Origin of the sequence: Massilia sp. S19_KUP03_FR1 (assembly GCF_036688685.1) — a bacterium.
Classification (GTDB): domain Bacteria; phylum Pseudomonadota; class Gammaproteobacteria; order Burkholderiales; family Burkholderiaceae_D; genus JALYUM01.
The window spans coordinates 1-16,513 of sequence record NZ_JAQQPS010000008.1; the positions used below are offsets into that span (position 1 = coordinate 1).

The 16,513-nt window shown below is 61.5% G+C and carries 13 protein-coding genes and 1 rRNA gene; 7 read left to right on the top strand and 7 right to left on the bottom strand.

Going from position 1 to position 16,513, the window contains the following annotated elements; translation table 11 throughout:
• Positions 1 to 191: 191 nt before the first annotated feature.
• Positions 192 to 304: ribosomal RNA gene (gene rrf / locus V6M87_RS10290) — 5S ribosomal RNA — on the top strand.
• A gap of 50 nt (positions 305 to 354) precedes the next feature.
• Here rrf and V6M87_RS10295 read toward each other — a convergent pair.
• Both V6M87_RS10295 and V6M87_RS10300 read right to left on the bottom strand, forming a co-directional pair.
• Entirely contained in the window at positions 355 to 1,932 is a 1,578-nt protein-coding gene (locus tag V6M87_RS10295; protein WP_332876529.1) for a GDYXXLXY domain-containing protein, read from the bottom strand.
• Positions 1,925 to 2,896 (bottom strand): DUF2157 domain-containing protein, encoded by a 972-nt coding sequence (locus V6M87_RS10300; RefSeq protein WP_332876530.1) that lies wholly within the window; start codon positions 2,894 to 2,896, stop codon positions 1,925 to 1,927. Before V6M87_RS10300 ends, V6M87_RS10295 begins: the two co-directional genes overlap by 8 nt.
• Positions 2,897 to 3,112: 216 nt before the next feature.
• Here V6M87_RS10300 and V6M87_RS10305 point away from each other — a divergent pair, with 216 nt between their 5' ends.
• Positions 3,113 to 3,412 (top strand): hypothetical protein, encoded by a 300-nt coding sequence (locus V6M87_RS10305; protein ID WP_332876531.1) that lies wholly within the window; start codon positions 3,113 to 3,115, stop codon positions 3,410 to 3,412.
• A gap of 6 nt (positions 3,413 to 3,418) precedes the next feature.
• Here V6M87_RS10305 and V6M87_RS10310 read toward each other — a convergent pair whose 3' ends face one another.
• Positions 3,419 to 4,858, bottom strand: coding sequence for a DHA2 family efflux MFS transporter permease subunit (locus tag V6M87_RS10310; protein ID WP_332876532.1), 1,440 nt, complete (start codon positions 4,856 to 4,858; stop codon positions 3,419 to 3,421).
• Between the two features lie 10 nt (positions 4,859 to 4,868).
• The gene (locus V6M87_RS10315; RefSeq protein WP_332876533.1) at positions 4,869 to 5,426 is read right to left on the bottom strand and encodes an acyloxyacyl hydrolase; all 558 of its coding nucleotides are present in this window, start codon (positions 5,424 to 5,426) and stop codon (positions 4,869 to 4,871) included.
• Between the two features lie 104 nt (positions 5,427 to 5,530).
• Between V6M87_RS10315 and V6M87_RS10320 the strand changes: the two genes are divergently transcribed.
• Positions 5,531 to 6,457 (top strand): NAD(P)-dependent oxidoreductase, encoded by a 927-nt coding sequence (locus tag V6M87_RS10320; protein WP_332876534.1) that lies wholly within the window; start codon positions 5,531 to 5,533, stop codon positions 6,455 to 6,457.
• Here V6M87_RS10320 and V6M87_RS10325 read toward each other — a convergent pair.
• Complete coding sequence (locus V6M87_RS10325) at positions 6,423 to 7,616, bottom strand: M20 aminoacylase family protein (RefSeq protein ID WP_332876535.1); 1,194 nt, start codon at positions 7,614 to 7,616, stop codon at positions 6,423 to 6,425. The two genes, V6M87_RS10320 and V6M87_RS10325, sit on opposite strands and share 35 nt — an antisense overlap.
• A 146-nt stretch (positions 7,617 to 7,762) precedes the next feature.
• On the opposite strand from V6M87_RS10325, the gene V6M87_RS10330 reads away from it, so the two are divergent.
• The 4 genes from V6M87_RS10330 to V6M87_RS10345 all read left to right on the top strand — a co-directional run bounded on the left by V6M87_RS10330 (position 7,763) and on the right by V6M87_RS10345 (position 14,516).
• Complete coding sequence (locus tag V6M87_RS10330; RefSeq protein WP_332876536.1) at positions 7,763 to 9,838, top strand: molybdopterin-containing oxidoreductase family protein; 2,076 nt, start codon at positions 7,763 to 7,765, stop codon at positions 9,836 to 9,838.
• A complete protein-coding gene (locus tag V6M87_RS10335) occupies positions 9,835 to 10,926 on the top strand; it encodes an aminopeptidase (RefSeq protein ID WP_332876537.1) in 1,092 nt (363 codons plus the stop codon). The genes V6M87_RS10330 and V6M87_RS10335 overlap by 4 nt, the downstream gene beginning before the upstream one ends.
• 139 nt (positions 10,927 to 11,065) lie before the next feature.
• Positions 11,066 to 12,745 (top strand): long-chain-fatty-acid--CoA ligase, encoded by a 1,680-nt coding sequence (locus V6M87_RS10340; RefSeq protein WP_332876538.1) that lies wholly within the window; start codon positions 11,066 to 11,068, stop codon positions 12,743 to 12,745.
• An 85-nt stretch (positions 12,746 to 12,830) separates the two neighbouring features.
• Positions 12,831 to 14,516 (top strand): long-chain-fatty-acid--CoA ligase, encoded by a 1,686-nt coding sequence (locus tag V6M87_RS10345; protein ID WP_332876539.1) that lies wholly within the window; start codon positions 12,831 to 12,833, stop codon positions 14,514 to 14,516.
• A 5-nt stretch (positions 14,517 to 14,521) separates the two neighbouring features.
• Here the strand turns inward: V6M87_RS10345 and V6M87_RS10350 are convergent, their stop codons facing one another.
• Both V6M87_RS10350 and V6M87_RS10355 read right to left on the bottom strand, forming a co-directional pair.
• Positions 14,522 to 16,075 carry an alkaline phosphatase D family protein gene (locus V6M87_RS10350; RefSeq protein ID WP_332876540.1) on the bottom strand — a complete coding sequence of 518 codons (1,554 nt, stop codon included), beginning with the start codon at positions 16,073 to 16,075 and terminating at the stop codon, positions 14,522 to 14,524.
• Entirely contained in the window at positions 16,075 to 16,512 is a 438-nt protein-coding gene (locus V6M87_RS10355; RefSeq protein ID WP_332876541.1) for an acyl-CoA thioesterase, read from the bottom strand. Before V6M87_RS10355 ends, V6M87_RS10350 begins: the two co-directional genes overlap by 1 nt.
• Position 16,513 lies beyond the last annotated feature (1 nt).

The following is a 16,513-nucleotide window of genomic DNA, read 5'->3' on the forward strand; positions in this document are numbered from 1 at the left end:
GTGGAAGTGCAGTAATGCATTAAGCTAACCAGTACTAATTGCCCGTACGGCTTGTCCCTATAACCTTAGCAGGTTATATAGATGAGATTTACAGTGTTGTATGTTGTTGATACACGCTACTCAAAACAATAAAACTTACTTCTTCCAGATTCTGAGCAGCGTTCATGTGAACGATGCTCGTACAAGTTATGCCTGATGACCATAGCAAGTCGGTCCCACCCCTTCCCATCCCGAACAGGACCGTGAAACGACTTTGCGCCGATGATAGTGCTGCAACCAGTGTGAAAGTAGGTTATCGTCAGGCTAGTTATAAGAGAGAAACCCCGTACAAAAATGTGCGGGGTTTTTTTTCGTCTATAACTGCTCCAGATTCTTGCCTCGCAGGCCAATCAAGACGGCAGTCCCATCGGGCTTGACGCGAAATTCGCCAAACCGCGCACCTTGCCAACGGTTCGCTTCGCCTTCCTTGAAGAACCAGGCGTCCGTCACAAAAACAGGGTGATCAGAGGTGCCTGACAGGTTGATCTTGATTTCACCTGATGACAGCGGCGTACCGTTATCCGGCCGTTCGGCCGTCCACACGCCGCGTTCGTCCATCGTTCCCACTAGTGCGGAGATAGGCGATTCGGCGTGCGGAAAAGTATTGATCCCAAACGTCAGCCGCATATAGTCTCCCTGCATCAAAGAGCGCGGGTCTACCGGCGCCAGTTCGACGAATAGCGTTGTGCCTGCTCGTGCGACAGCTTCTTTCTGCATAATCGACAGGTTTGCGATGCCCAGCGTCAGCATGGCACAACCGAGAAATGCAATCGCATGCGCCCGAGTTCGCGTGTGGGGCAGCGCGACCGGCACTGCTGGCTTGATTGGGGAGAAAGGTCTTAGAAAAGCCACCGTCAACGCAAGTATGCATCCCGACGCAGCAAGCAGCATCGCTTTGTTAACCAGGGGCCATTGCAAGGAAAAATAAAAATTGCCCATCCACCATACCAGCATGCAGCCGCACAGGATGGCGGTGGATGTACGTCCGGTGATCAAGGCGACAGAACCGATCAACGCGAGCACGCAGAGTGACGGAATATACCAGGCAAACGTTCCCAGGATGAGTGCAAGCGTGACAAACCATAGCGCCCGCATCGGTGCCCATTTCCACGCCAGCAAGGCTGCCGCACTCAAGGTCACCCCAACCGATGCGCCAGCCTGCATGGGCATAAACGCCGGCAAGTCGTGGCCCCAGCGGTTGAGCCAACCATCCACTTCAAAGAAAAAGAAAGCATCGTTTACCCAAAATGGGGAACAGATAATCGCTGCACTCATCCCCAGGCTGACCGCTTCCATTCCAGCCCGGATCTGCGTCGAAAGACCTTGCCGCGAAGTCAGGGAGGATAGGAGGCACCAGAAGACGCTCATTTCCAGTATCGCCCACATTTTCCATTCTCTGTGCATCGATGAAAAAGGATACAAGCTTTGCATGCTGACGATACCGACGATACCGGTGATGCCCATCCCCGCGCCGAGAAGCATACGCAACCAGGGCTGCGGGACGATCACGGAGGCGGCCGCAAATACCGCGAACATCGATAGTGCGGCACTGGCACTACTGCCATTTTCTGCAATATAAAAATACAGCACCAGAGCACTTGCCACCAATCCCGCGAGGGACAGTTGTTCCAGGAATAGCGGCGGCCGGGACCTTAGCAGGGCAGTTGTGCCGCACAGCACAGCGGCGCACAGTATGGCTAGCATCGACGAACGGCCGCCACCGCCCATCACGAACAACAACACTGCGAATGGAATGGCCGCAAACCACGCCCCAATGCCGGTAAACACGGTGAGCGGCCAGGGCCGTGGCGCATGCTCTGGTGCCTCGTCAACGGGCGCCAGCAATCCGGCGATGACGCCTTGCGCCAGGATGCGATCAATCTGTTTACTCATTGCTGTCTCCCGAGTGCAGTTGGCGGCGCAGGGTTGCTAGAATTGCCGCGATACTCAGGCCGCAAAATCCACAAGCCACAACGCCGATGATAAAGACGGGGCCGAGAATGTCGTCGAATGGGCCACTCAATGTCGCGGACACAACAGCGGTATCGATCAGAAAATTGAGGGCGAGCGCGCAGGCGCACAGGGCGACGATGTCGAATGACGCCGTTCTGGCGTAAAAGACGGTAACGAGCCCAACCAGGAGGACCAGGATGGTTGCCGCCCCGTGGCCGTCTCTAGCGACGATGCCAGGGAGAGCGATCATGGAAACCAGGCCAAGCGCTGTGGCAATCGCGACACCCGAAGAATACGGACCGGCTTGCGTCAAGTGCCGAAATGAGCGCGATAGCGACAAAGCAAGGAGCAGTGCGGCGGCGCAGCCGATGACCGCATGCGTATCGGGAGTATTGCGAAACACGCCGTTCCCACCATTCGACCATAGCCCGATGGCGGTCATGGCGACGCCGACCCATGCCACGCGCAAGATTTCCGCGCGCACCACGATCACGAGCGGCAAGCCCAGCGCGCTCCACAGAGCAAACAGTTGCCAGGGGTCGGCACCGGTTTGATAGGTCTGCCCGAAATAGGCAAACAAGGCGCCGATGGCGATGAAAGCAAACAATGCCATTCCAGTGCGCAATCTTGACCACAAGGCCGCGCCGATGCATGGCAGGAGCACCATTGCCTCGAGCATGCCGAATTGCAGCGGTCGCCCGAGGTTCGACCAGTTCGCGGCGATCCAGCACACGAGGCCGGCGCCAAGGAGAAGGGCGCTGACGGCAGCGAGCCCAAGACGTATATGGGTGGTGAGCGATGGCGGCGGAATATCGAAGCCGGCCAGGCGCCATAGCCCCTGTGTTGTTGATGAGTCGACTTGATGACGTGCGCAATAATCCAGCAAGGCAAGGCGTGTATTCATGAACTTTCCCCCAAGCATTATGCAAATGGCAAATCCCGCGATGCGTCCAACCCGCGGGAGGCGCGGACGATTGTTGCGGGAGGACGCTCCCCGACGTTTGACAGAGCGCAGTGCAGTGCAAGCCATGCACTATTCCGATCGGAAATCGTGCTGCTGATCAATTGACTTGGGAGGCCAGGCAGCAAGAATCGATCTCTCACTTATCAGGAGATCTACATGAATACTGGAAACGAATCGCATGCACTGGCCGACAAGCTATCTGCGCCTTTGGCAAAAATAGTCGACCGGCATAAGGACAAGATCAGTGCGCTGCTCCTCAGCGGCAGTACATCAACCGTCGGGGAGGCATTGGGAAAAGACGAGAATGTGCGCAGGGTTGCCAGCTTTTGTTATCCCTTGCTGCCCGGCCTGCTGCGGCTTGTAGTGAAGGAGCACATGTTCATCAACTTCGTCATGCAGAATCGGGAGAGATTGTTGGCGCATTTGCCGCCGCCGCTCGACGCACATGCGGCTTGACCAAGCTTAAGGGGGCGTCGTCTCCGGGGCTGCGACTGCGGCGGCGGCCTTCCCCTTGCTGATACTCTCACCATCGCCCCGGCGCAGACGAACGAACAATAAGGCCGAAAACATCGTCACCACCGACAGCGTCAAAAACGCGTGGTGAATCGCATTGGTGACCATGACCTGATTGGTTTGCGGTACTTTGCCGAGGAACCAGGCAGTCACGATCGAGCCGCAGGCCAGGCCAAAACTCATCGATAGTTGCTGGAATGAGCTCGACAAGGTGCTGGCCATGCTCGATTCGCGCTGCTCGATGTCGGCATACGCCAGCGTGTTCATGCTGGAAAACTGCATCGAATTGAAAAACCCTTGCAGCAGGCCGATGCCGACGATGGCAATCAAGGGCGTGCCCGCATTAACGAGCGAGAACAGGCCGATGGTCACGCCAATAAACAAGGTGTTCACCACCAGCACCTGGCGATAGCCGAAGCGCGCCAGGATCTTCGGCGCAACCAGTTTCATGCACATTGCCGCCGCAGCGGCCGGCATCATCAGCAAGCCTGATTTCCAGGCCGGCAAACCCAGGCCCAGCTGGTACAGCAAGGGCAGCAGGAAGGGCAGGCCGCCCACGCCCAGGCGCGTAATGAAGCCGCCGACGACCGCGATGCGGAAGGTACGCACTTTGAAGAGCGCCAGGCGCAGCAGGGGGAACGCGAAATCGCTGGCATGCCAGACATAGGCCGCGATCAGGCTGACCGACAGTGCGAACATCAGGATGACGGTCGTCGGATCAAGCGAGTGCTCGCCAAAAATCTCCAGCAGCCACGACAGGATGGCAGTACCCGAGCTGAACAGGATCAACCCGACCACGTCGAGTGGTCGCGGATTGTCGCCCTTGTAATCGGGCATATGGCGATACACGAGGTACAGCGCAATCAGGCCAACCGGCACATTCACGAAGAAAATGGCCCGCCACGATACCCAATGCACCATCAAGCCACCGACGGTCGGACCCAATAGCGGGCCGATCAGCGCGGGGATGATGACGAAGTTCATTGCGGCGAGCAGTTCGCTCTTGGGGAAGGTGCGGATGATGGCGAGACGTCCGACCGGCATCATCATGGCCCCGCCGAGGCCCTGCAGCATGCGCGCAGCGACCATCATGGGCACATTCTGCGCCAGTCCGCACAGGACTGACGCCAGCGTAAATACCGCGATGGCAATACCGAATACTTTTCGGGTGCCGAAACGATCGGCCATCCAGCCACTGACCGGAATGCCCACGGCCAGGCTAATGATATAGCTGGTGACGACCGACTTCAAACTCAGCGGTGTGACTTGCAGCGTCGCCGCGATGCTGGGAATGGCCGTGTTGACGATGGTTGCATCGAGCTGTTCCATGAACAGTGCGGTGGCAACCACCCAGGGCAAATAGCGCTTGACGGTGGACGCGTCGGTCATCGGCAGTGCATCAGAAGTGGCGTGCGACTTTCAACACCAGGAAGTTGACGCCGCCGTTCGGATGCTTGATGCCGCCGTTCGAATAGTGCTGCAGCTTGAAGCCGGCTTCCCATTTGTTTTCGAAGACGTAGCCGGCGCCGATGTGGTCGCCGAACTGGAATGCCGTGGCGAGGCGTTTTTCGTTGTTGTCATACAGATGAGAAAACAGCGACACGCCAATGCCGCCTTCGCCGTAGAAACCCAGCTTGTCGTCGCGCTGAATACGGAAAACCGGCGTCAGGTTGACGACCGTAATGTTCTGATGGCCGCCCCGGTTGGCATTCGCATCGTTGCCGCGCCATTGCGCCACGTTGGCGTCCCAGTAGCCGCCCAGGTGATAACCGTAGTTGGAAAACCAGCGCGCCGACCAGTCGGACTGCACGGAACCACGGATAAATTGCACCTTGGCGCCGCTACCCACCTCGATCGCTGCGCCGTCAATGATGCCATCGGCGGCGTGCGCCGCCTGGGTGCCGGCCAACAGGGCAAGCGCTGCTAAGGTTTTTCCAACACGCAAATTGAGGAACATAATTACTTTCAGTTAAAAAGAATGAGTATTCACGATATTGTACTGGGCTTGCCGAATTGGCGTAGCCTGCACAATTCCCTCTATCTTCTTTTTGAAAGCGAAGCATGCGCAGCCCCACCATTGCATTTCTTGGCATCGGCCTGATGGGCAAACCGATGGCCGCCCGCCTGCTTGAAAACGGGTTTATCGTGCACGCCTGGAACCGGACTGCCGCGAAGGCGCAGACACTGGCTGCGCTCGGGGCCATTGTCGAATCCGACCTTGCACAGGCGGTTGCGGGCGCCGACATCGTGATCTCGATGCTGGAAGCCGGCGGTGCGGTGTCATCCACCATGGCCGCCGCCGTGCCGGCGTTGCGGGAAGGCGTGCTGTGGATCGACATGAGTTCGATTCGCCAGGACGAAGCGCTGGCCAACCATGCGACGCTCGCCAGGTATGGCATCCGCCACCTCGACGCCCCCGTGTCCGGCGGCGTGGCCGGTGCCGAAGCGGGAACCCTCGCAATCATGGCTGGCGGAAACGCGGTCGATTTTGCCGCGGCGGCCGCGGTGTTGACCGCAATGGGATCTGCGGTCCTGGTCGGCCCGGCCGGCAGCGGCCAGGTCGCCAAACTGTGCAATCAATTGATCGTGGGCGCCACGCTGCACATCGTTGCCGAAGCGTTGTTACTGGCGCAGGCGGCAGGCGCCGACCCGGCCGCCGTGCGGGACGCCATCCGCGGCGGCTTCGCCGGCAGCAAAATCCTGGAAATGCATGGCCAGCGCATGCTGGACCGAAACTTTATTCCCGGCGGCCAGGTCAAAAGCCAGCTGAAAGATCTGCGCAATATCCTGGCTGCAGCCTCTGAAGCGGGGATCGCCTTGCCGGTTACGGCCATCGTGACGCAACAGTATCAATCGCTCAGCGCCGACTTGCCGCACGCCGACCATGCAGCCGCGCTGATCGCCCTCGAACGCATCAACCCCGGCCTGCGCCTGGGCGATGCGCCCGACCAATTTACAGCAGCGGCAAGTGCATCTCCGCCAGCCTGATCCAGTAGCTGGAGCCGATCGGCAACAAGTTGTCGTTGAAATCGTAGCTGGCATTGTGCAACTGGCACGGACCGAGGCCGTGGCCGGCAGCGCGGTGGTCACCTTCGCCATTGCCGAGGAAAACATAGCAGCCCGGCTTGGCTTGCAGCATGAACGCGAAATCCTCGGCGCCCATGGTCGGCTCGACATTGGTGTTGACCTGGTCGGGGCCGACCACTGCGCGCATCGCTTCGATCGCCAGGCTGGTCTGTTCAGGATGGTTCACCAGCGGCGGGTAATTGCGCTTGAAACCGAAGTCGACCGTCGCATTGAAGCCGGCGGCAATGTGGGTCGCCATGTCCTGCATACGCTGTTCGATCAGGTCGAGCACTGGCGTCGTAAAAGTGCGTACGGTACCGATCATGACGGCTTCGTCGGGGATGATGTTGGTTGCGCTGCCGGCATGGATCTGGGTAATCGACAACACCGCCGTATCGAGCGGGCTTTTTTCGCGCGACATGATGGTTTGCCAGCCTTGGGCGATGTTCACCGCCACCATGATCGGATCGACGCCCCGGTGCGGTTGCGCGGCATGCGCCCCCTTGCCCTTGATGACCACGCGGAACTCGTTACTCGACGCCATCATCGGACCGGCGACCACGCCGAAGGTACCGGCTGCCATGCCCGGCCAATTGTGCATGCCGTAAATCGCATCCATCGGAAATTGTTCGAACAGGCCGTCTTCGATCATGCGGCGCGCGCCGGCGCCGCCTTCTTCGGCCGGCTGGAACACCAGATAAATGGTGCCGTCGAAGTTGCGGTGTTGCGACAGATAGTGCGCCGCGCCCAGCAGCATGGCCGTGTGGCCGTCATGCCCGCAGGCGTGCATCTTGCCGGCATGTTTGGAGGCATGTTCGAAACTGTTAATTTCTTGCAAAGGCAAGGCGTCCATGTCGGCGCGCAGGCCGATCGCGCGCGGCGACGAGCCATTTTTGATGATGCCGACCACACCGGTGATGCCAAGGCCGCGTACAACCGGAATGCCCCACTCGGTCAGGCACGCGGCCACCACGTCGGCGGTACGTTGTTCTTCGTAGCAAAGTTCAGGATGGGCGTGCAGGTCGCGCCGGATCTGCTGCAGCTCGGCCTGAAACGCCAGGACTGGTTCGACTAGTTTCATGGTGCTCTCCCGGAGAATGCAAGTATGCCAATTCATCTTTATAACTATTGTAGCCCTTTGAAAGAGAAGTCAGCCACCCCATCGCCGCGCCCCCAAGAATCGTATAAAGTAACGTTTTGCTGCGCAATATTTCCCGTGGATTTTTGATGACGATCACTCAAGTTCGGGCCACCTGCCCGCACGACTGCCCCGATACCTGCGCCCTGCTGGTCACTGTCAAGGATGGTGTCGCCACCGAGGTCAAGGGCGATCCCGATCACCCGACCACGGCGGGCGTGCTGTGCACGAAAGTCGCCCGCTATGCCGAACGCACCTATCACCCGGACCGCGTGCTGTATCCGCAACGCCGCACCGGCAAAAAAGGGGAGGGCAAGTTTGAACGCATCAGCTGGGACGAAGCGCTGACCGAAATCGCCAGCCGCTTATCCGGGATTGCGGCGCGCGCGCCGGAAGCGATTCTGCCCTACAGCTACTGCGGCACCATGGGCCTGGTGCAAGGCGAATCGATGTCCTCGCGCTTCTTCAACCAGCTCGGCGCCTCGCAGCTAGACCGCACCATTTGCGCCAAGGCTGGCTTTGTAGGCTACACGTACACCATCGGCGCGACCATCGGTACCGACGTCGAGCATTTCCAGGACAGCAAAGTCATCCTCATCTGGGGCGGCAACCCGATCGCGTCGAGCCTGCACTTCTGGATGCGGGTGCAGGAAGCCAAGCGCCGCGGCGCCAAGCTGATTGCCATCGATCCGTACCGCTCGCTGACGGCCGAGAAGTGCCATCAGCACATCGCCCTGCTGCCGGGCACCGATTCGGCCCTCGCGCTGGGCATGATGCACGTGCTGATCGCCGAAGATCTGCTGGACCACGATTACATTGCCAGCTACACGATTGGCTTCGACCAACTGAAGGCGCGTGCAGCCGAGTGGACGCCGGAAAAAACCGCAGCCACCTGCGGCATCACGGCCGCGGAAGTCATCAATCTCGCGCGCGACTACGGCCTCGCTGCCAAGCACGGCGAGCCGGTCGCCATCCGCGTCAATTATGGCGTCCAGCGCGTGCGCGGCGGGGGCATGGCGGTGCGCAATATAGCGTGTTTGCCGGCCCTGATCGGCGCCTGGCGCCATCCGGCCGGCGGGATTTTGCTGTCGACGTCCGGCTCGTTCCCCGCCAACCGCCACGCCCTGCAGCGCCCCGATCTGCTGGCCGGCCGCCGGCCGCGTACCATCAACATGACGACCATCGGCGACGACCTGCTGAAGGAGACTTCGCCTGAATTCGGCCCCAAGGTGGAGGCGGTGATCGTCTACAACGCCAACCCGCTGGCCATCGCGCCCGATTCGGCCAAAGTCCAGCAGGGCTTCGAGCGCGAAGATTTATTCACGGTGGTGCTCGAGCACTTCCACACCGACAGCGCCGACTACGCCGACATCGTGCTGCCGGCCACCACCCAGCTCGAACACGTCGACGCTCACCTGACCTACGGCCACCTGTACATGATGGCCAATAACGCGGCCATCGCCCCGATGGGCGAAGCGAAGCCGAATACCGAGATCTTCCGCCTGATCGCCGCGCGCATGGGTCTCACCGATCCGTGCTTCCAGGAGAGCGACGACCAGCTGGCCGCGCAGGCGTTCAACAAGGACCACCCGCGCGCCGCCCACTTCGATTGGGAGACCTTGAAACGCGACGGCTGGCAAAAATTGAACATGCCGGACGCCCCGTTCGCACACGGCGGCTTTCCCACGCCCTCGGGCAAATGCGAGTTCTACTCCGAGAACATGCTCAAGGACGGCCTCGATCCGCTGCCCGGCTACATCGCCAACTACGAGTCCGCCGCCAGTTCGCCTGCGTTGGCTGCCAAATATCCGCTGGCGATGATCTCGCCGCCGGCGCGCAATTTTCTCAATTCGACCTTCGTGAACGTGCAAAGCCTGCGCGCCACCGAAGGCGAGCCGCACCTCGACATTCACCCGTACGACGCGGCCGCGCGCGGCATCGTGCACGGATCGATGGCGCGCATCTTCAACGACCGTGGTTCCTTTATCTGCAAGGCGCGCGTGACCGACAAGGCGCGCCAGGGCCTGGTGGTGGGCCTGTCGGTCTGGTGGAAGAAGCTGGCGCAAGACGGCAAGAACGCCAATGAAGTGACCAGTCAGCGCCTGACCGACATGGGCCGCGCGCCGACTTTTTACGACACCCTGGTGCAGGTAGAGCAAGCGTGAGAGCCCTTGGCAAGCGGCGCTGGATCGCAGGGGCTGCGTTGCTGGCCAGCGCCACGCTGCTGGCCAGCTGCGCCAGCCTGAATTACTACGGCCAGGCCGCCCACGGCCAGTTCTCGCTGCTGTCCGACGCGCGCCCGATCGACGCGTGGATGGCCGACCCGCAAACCGCCCCGCGCCTGCGCGTGCGCCTGGAAACGGCCCGCCAGATCCGCCGCTACGCCGTGCAGGAACTCGGTTTGCCGGACAACGACAGCTACAAAAATTACGCTGCCCTGTCGCGCCCCTACGTGTTGTGGAACGTCGTCGCCACCCCCGAGTTGTCCTTGAAACCCATTCAGTGGTGCTTCCCGGTGGCTGGCTGTGTCAATTACCGCGGCTACTACAACCAGGACGACGCGCAAGCCTATGCCGCGCAGCTGCGCGCGGCGGGCAACGACGTTGAAGTGGGCGGCGTCACTGCCTACTCCACGCTGGGCTGGTTCAACGATCCCTTGATCTCGACCTTCATCAACTACCCCGATGCCGAGCTGGCGCGCCTGATCTTCCACGAACTGGCGCACCAGGTGGTGTACGTGGCCGGCGATTCGCAGTTCAACGAATCCTTTGCCAGCGCGGTCGAAGAGGCGGGTGTCGAGCGCTGGATGGCGAAATACGGCAACGACGACATGCGCGCCGCCTACGGGCGCTACATCGAGCGCAAGCGCGATTTTCTGGCGCTGCTGCTGAAGATCCGCCGTGCCCTAGACGCGAACTACAAGTCCGACCGGCCGCTGGCCGAGCAGCGCGCCGTCAAAGCGCGCCTGTTCCAGCAGCTGAACGACGAATACCAGGTCCTGAAAACAAACTGGGGCGGCTACGCGGGCTACGACAAATTCTTTGCCGAGCCGCTGTCGAACGCGCACCTGGCCTCGGTGGCGACCTACAACGACTTCGTGCCGGCGTTTCGCAAGCTGCTGCGCCGCGACGCCGGCCTGGCGCGCTTCTACGCCGACGTGCGCGCGCTGGCGGCGCAGGACAAGGACGCGCGCCATGCGCAGCTCAAGATGCTGGCCGCGCTCGAGAATGCCCAAACGGCCGCTGCGCCTTAGAGGTAAAACTCGAATCCCGGCAAAAGCGCTTGCGTCGCGGCCCCCTGACCGATAGCATCACAAGAGGCGATGAAAAGGCACTGTAGATGCCGCACGCCCGCGCCATCCCCCACGATAAAATTCGAGACAGAGGCAAACGATGGACAAGATATGGCTGGATTCCTACCCCGCGGGTATGCCGAGCGAGATCGACCCCGACCAGTACGGGTCCCTGGTCCAGCTGCTTGAAGAGAGCTTCCTCAAGTACGCCGACCGCAATGCGTTCGTCTGCATGGACAAATTCCTCACCTACGCCGAACTCGACCTGTATTCGAAACGGCTGGCCGCCTGGCTGCAAAGCCGCGGCCTGCAACCGGGCGCGCGCGTGGCGCTGATGATGCCCAATGTCCTGCAATACCCGATCGCCATTGCCGCCGTCCTGCGCGCCGGCTACGTCGTCGTCAACGTCAATCCGCTGTACACGCCGCGCGAACTGGAACACCAGCTCACCGACTCGGGCAGCGAGGCGATCATCGTGCTGGAAAACTTCGCGCACACGCTCGAGCAGGTCCTGGTCAAGACCCCGGTGCGCCACGTGCTGGTCGCCAGCATGGGCGAGATGCTCGGCGTGAAAGGACTGGTCGTCAATTTCGTCGTGCGCAGCGTGAAAAAAATGGTGCCCGATTTTGCGTTGCCGAATATGGTGCGCTTCAAGGACGCGCTGGCGCAAGGCGCGCGCATGCCGTTCACGCCGGCCCGCGTGACGGCGTCCGACGTCGCCTTCCTGCAGTACACCGGCGGCACCACGGGCGTCTCGAAAGGGGCCACGCTCACGCACCGCAACGTCATCGCCAACGTGCTGCAAAGCGAAGCCTGGTCGCAGCCGGCGCTGGTGCGCCCGCCCGTGGTCGAGCAGATCACCATCGTCTGCGCGCTGCCGCTGTATCACATCTTTGCGCTGACCTGCTGCGCCATGTGGGGCATGCGTGTCGGTGCGCTCAATTTGCTCATTCCGAATCCGCGCGACATCCCCGGCTTCATCAAGGAGCTGGCCAAGTATCCGTTCAATATGCTGCCGGCCGTGAACACGCTCTACAACGCGCTCGCCAACCATCCCGATTTCGCAAAGCTCGACTTCAGCGGACTGAAAATCTCGAATGGCGGCGGCATGGCCGTGCAGCAGGCCGTCAACGACCGCTGGAAGCAGATCACAGGCACCTCCATCATCGAGGGCTATGGTCTGTCCGAAACGGCGCCGGTGGCCACCTGCAACCGCGCTGATACGGTCGAATTCACGGGCTCCATCGGCCTGCCGGTGCCGTCCACCGAGGTTGCCATTCTCGACGACGACGGCGCGCCGGTGGCGCTGGGCGAGCGCGGCGAAATCGGCATCCGCGGCCCGCAGGTCATGGCCGGTTACTGGAATCGACCCGACGAAACGGCCAAGGTCATGACCGCCGACGGCTTCTTCAAGTCGGGCGACATCGGCGTGATGGATGCAACCGGTTACGTGAAGATCGTCGACCGCAAGAAGGACATGATCCTGGTGTCCGGCTTCAATGTGTACCCGAACGAACTCGAAGCGGTGATCTCCGGGCATCCGGGCGTGCTCGAATGCGCCGTGATCGGCGTACCAGACGCCAATTCCGGCGAGGCGGTCAAAGTGTTCATCGTACGGCGCGACCCTGCGTTGACGGCTGAACAGGTGATGGACTTCTGCAAGCAGCAGTTCACTGGCTACAAAAAACCGAAGCATATCGAGTTCCGCGACGAGCTGCCGAAAACGAACGTCGGGAAAATTTTGCGCCGCGTACTGCGCGATGAGAAGCAAGTTGCCTAGACCACCGGTTCGGTAGTCTGGCATGAGCCGCCTGCGATCCAGGCGGTTTTGCATTTATTAGAACGATATAAAGAATGAGGCATTGATGGACAAGTTTTGGCTGAAGTCGTACCAGGAAGGTGTACCCACGGAGATCGACTGGACGCAATACCGCTCGCTGACCCACCTGCTTGAAGAAGCGTTTCGCAAGTACGCCGGCCGCAAGGCGTACGCCTGCATGGACAAGTCCATCACCTACGCGGAGCTGGACAAGCTGTCGGCACAAATGGGCGCATGGCTGCAAAGCCGCGGCATGGAGAAGGGCGCGCGCGTGGCTATCATGCTGCCGAACGTGCTGCAGTATCCGGTGGCGATGGCGGCCGTCCTGCGCGCCGGCTACGTTATCGTCAACGTCAATCCGCTGTACACGCCGCGCGAGCTGCAGCACCAGCTGGTCGACTCGGGCGCGCAAGCGATCATTGTGCTGGAGAACTTTGCCGACACGGTGCAGCAAGTGGTGGCCAACACGGGCGTCAAGCACGTCATCGTCGCCACCATGGGCGACATGCTCGGCACGCTGAAAGGCGCGATCGTCAACCTGGTGGTGCGCAAAGTGAAAAAGCTGGTGCCGGCGTTTTCTCTGCCCGGTTCCATCAGCTATAAACGCATGCTGGCCGAAGGGTCGCGCATGACGCTCACCCCGGTCAAGCTGGGGCATGACGACATCGCCTTCCTGCAGTACACCGGCGGCACGACCGGCGTGTCGAAAGGCGCCATCCTGTTACACAGGAATGTCATTGCCAACGTCCTGCAGAACGAAGCATGGCTGGCGCCGACGCTCGCCAAACAGCCGGCCGGCGAGCAGTTGCAGTTCGTCTGCGCGCTGCCGCTGTATCACATCTATGCGCTGACTGTGTCCGCGCTGATGGGCACGCGCCTGGGCGGCATGAACGTCCTCATTCCAAACCCGCGCGACATGCCCGGCTTTGTGAAAGAACTCGGCAAGTACCGCATCAACATCTTCCCGGCCGTGAACACGCTGTACAACGGTTTGCTGAACAACCCGGAATTTGCCAAGCTCGATTTCTCCAGCTACCTGGTGTGCAACGGCGGCGGCATGTCTGTGCAAAAAGCCGTGGCGGACAAATGGCTCAAGATCACGGGCACGCCGATCATCGAGGGCTACGGCTTGTCCGAGACCTCGCCGGTGGTCACTGCCAACCGCTGCGACATCGCGGAATTCACCGGCACCATCGGCTTGCCGTTGCCGTCCACCGAAGTGGGCATTTTCGACGATGACGGAAAACCGGTTCCCTTGGGCACCAGCGGCGAAATTGGTGTGCGCGGTCCGCAGGTCATGGCGGGTTACTGGTTGCGCGACGACGAAACCGCGAAGTCGATGACGGAAGACGGCTTCTTCAAGACCGGCGACATCGGCATCATGGATGAGCAGGGCTATACCCGCATCGTCGACCGCAAGAAGGACATGATCATCGTCTCCGGTTTCAATGTCTACCCGAATGAAGTCGAAGGCGTGGTGGCGGCGCACCCGGGCGTGCTGGAATGCGCGGTGGTCGGCGTGCCGGATGCGCATTCGGGCGAAGCGGTCAAACTGTTCATCGTGCGCAAGGACCCGAATCTGTCCGGCGAAGACATGCTGGCCTGGTGCAAGGAAGAGCTGACCGGCTACAAGCGGCCGCGCTTCATTGAGTTCCGCGACACGCTGCCGAAAACCAACGTCGGCAAGATCCTGCGCCGTCAGTTGCGCGATGAGAAAAAGGAAACCATATAAATGGTTTAGCCGGTTCGCTCTATTTTTGAGCGGCCGGCGGCGACGCGGAACGTGGCCAGCGCGGCCACGCTGGTTTTGGCGTCGCGCACATCGTCCAGTCCCATCATCTGCGTGCTCAATGCGCTCGGCGTGATCTCCATCAGCATGAAGCCGCGCTTGTCGCTGCGTCCGTACTGGATGTGCGGATTCATGCCGACGATCTGGTCCGTGCGCGCCTGCGGGCGCGAGCTCGATGTTACCGAGGTACCGCAGAACTCTGCTGCCAGGGGGCTTGCAGGTTTCAGGTACTGTGCGCGCAGTTCGCTGGCGTAAAACGTGTGCACGTCGCCGGCCAGGATCACCGGGTTGGCCGCGTCGCTTTTCACCAATGCGTCGAACAGGCGGGCGCGCGCAGCCGGATAACCGTCCCAGCCATCGGTCCAGAAGCGGCCATCATCAAGCCCCTTGACCGCCACCTGGCTCGCTTGCGCCATCGGCGTTTGCTGGGCAACGATATTCCAGCGCGCCCTGGCGCTGTGTAGTCCTTCCTTGAGCCACGCTTCCTGTTCATCGCCCAGCATCGTGCGGCGCGGGTCGCGCAGGTCCGGGCAGCCACGCGGCGTGACCGAGGTGGAGCCGCCGCGGCCCGCAGGCGCACAGACTTCAACGGACCGATACTGGCGGTCATCGAGCACGTGGAAGCGCGCCAGCTGGCCCCAGTCGTAGCGCTGGTACATGCGCACGCCCGGAAAGCGGCCATTGCGCGCCGGGGGCAGGCGTAGCGGCATATGTTCATAAAACGCCTGGTAGGCAGCGGCGCGACGGCTGGGAAAGTCAGCGGCCAGGCGCTCGTCGCGCTCGTCCGCGTAGTCGTTGGCCACCTCGTGATCGTCCCAGGTGACGATCCATGGGGCCACCCGGTGCGAGGCCTGCAGGTCCGGGTCGCTCTTGTACTGGGCATAGCGCGCCCGGTAATGATCGAGCGTGAACGACTCGTTGGCGCGCACCGCGCGCAGCGGATGGTCGAGCTGGAAAGCGCCCCACTCGTAGATGTAGTCGCCCAGGAAGGCGACCAGATCCGGGCTGCTGGCAGCGATGTGGCGGTGCGCGGCATAGCTGCCGAATTGCCAGTGCTGGCACGACGCCACCGCCAGCCGCAAGGTCGCCGGCATGCTGCCCGCAGCCGGCGCGGTGCGCGTGCGTCCCACCGGGCTGACGGCGCCGCCCAGCATGAAGCGGTACCAGTACCAGCGCGCTGGCGCCAGCCCGCGCACGTCGACGTGTACGCTGTGCGCCAACTCGGGCGCGGCCACCGCGCTGCCGCTGGCGACGATGGTCCGGAAGGCATCGTCGGCCGCCACTTCCCAGCGCACCGGCAGCGCCACCGGTTTCACACTGGCTGCGTCGAGCGGGTTGGACAGGATGCGCGTCCACAGGATCACGCTTGTGGGTAACGGTGAGCCGGACGCCACGCCCAGGCTGAACGGATAGGCGTCCGGTGCCGCGGCGCAGGCTGGTGCACTGGCCAGCGCGCCCAGGCGCGCCGCGTCCAGTAGAAAGGCGCGCCGTCCTTCCCGCATCAGTTGTGGGAAATGAGCGACTCGAGCGGCGGCAACTGGCGCGGCTTGCGGTCCGGGCCGGTGGCGACGTAAGTCAGCGTGGCTTCCGTGACTTTCACGATGTCCGTTTGCAGGCGATTGCGCTCGGCGTAGACTTCGACGTAGACCGTGATCGAGGTATTGCCGACCTTGACGATATCGGCGTAGATAGACAGCAGGTCGCCGACGAAGACCGGATTTTTAAAGAGGAAGGAATTCACGGCGATGGTGGCGACGCGGCCATTGGCGCGGCGCGTGGCCGGCAGCGAGCCGGCGATATCGACCTGCGACATGATCCAGCCGCCGAACACGTCGCCGTAGACATTTGCGTCGGCCGGCGCGGGCATGACCCGCAGTTGCGGCATCTTGCCTTCTGGCAGACGGTTGGGGGCGGGGGCGGTATTTTCTGCGGTGGTCATC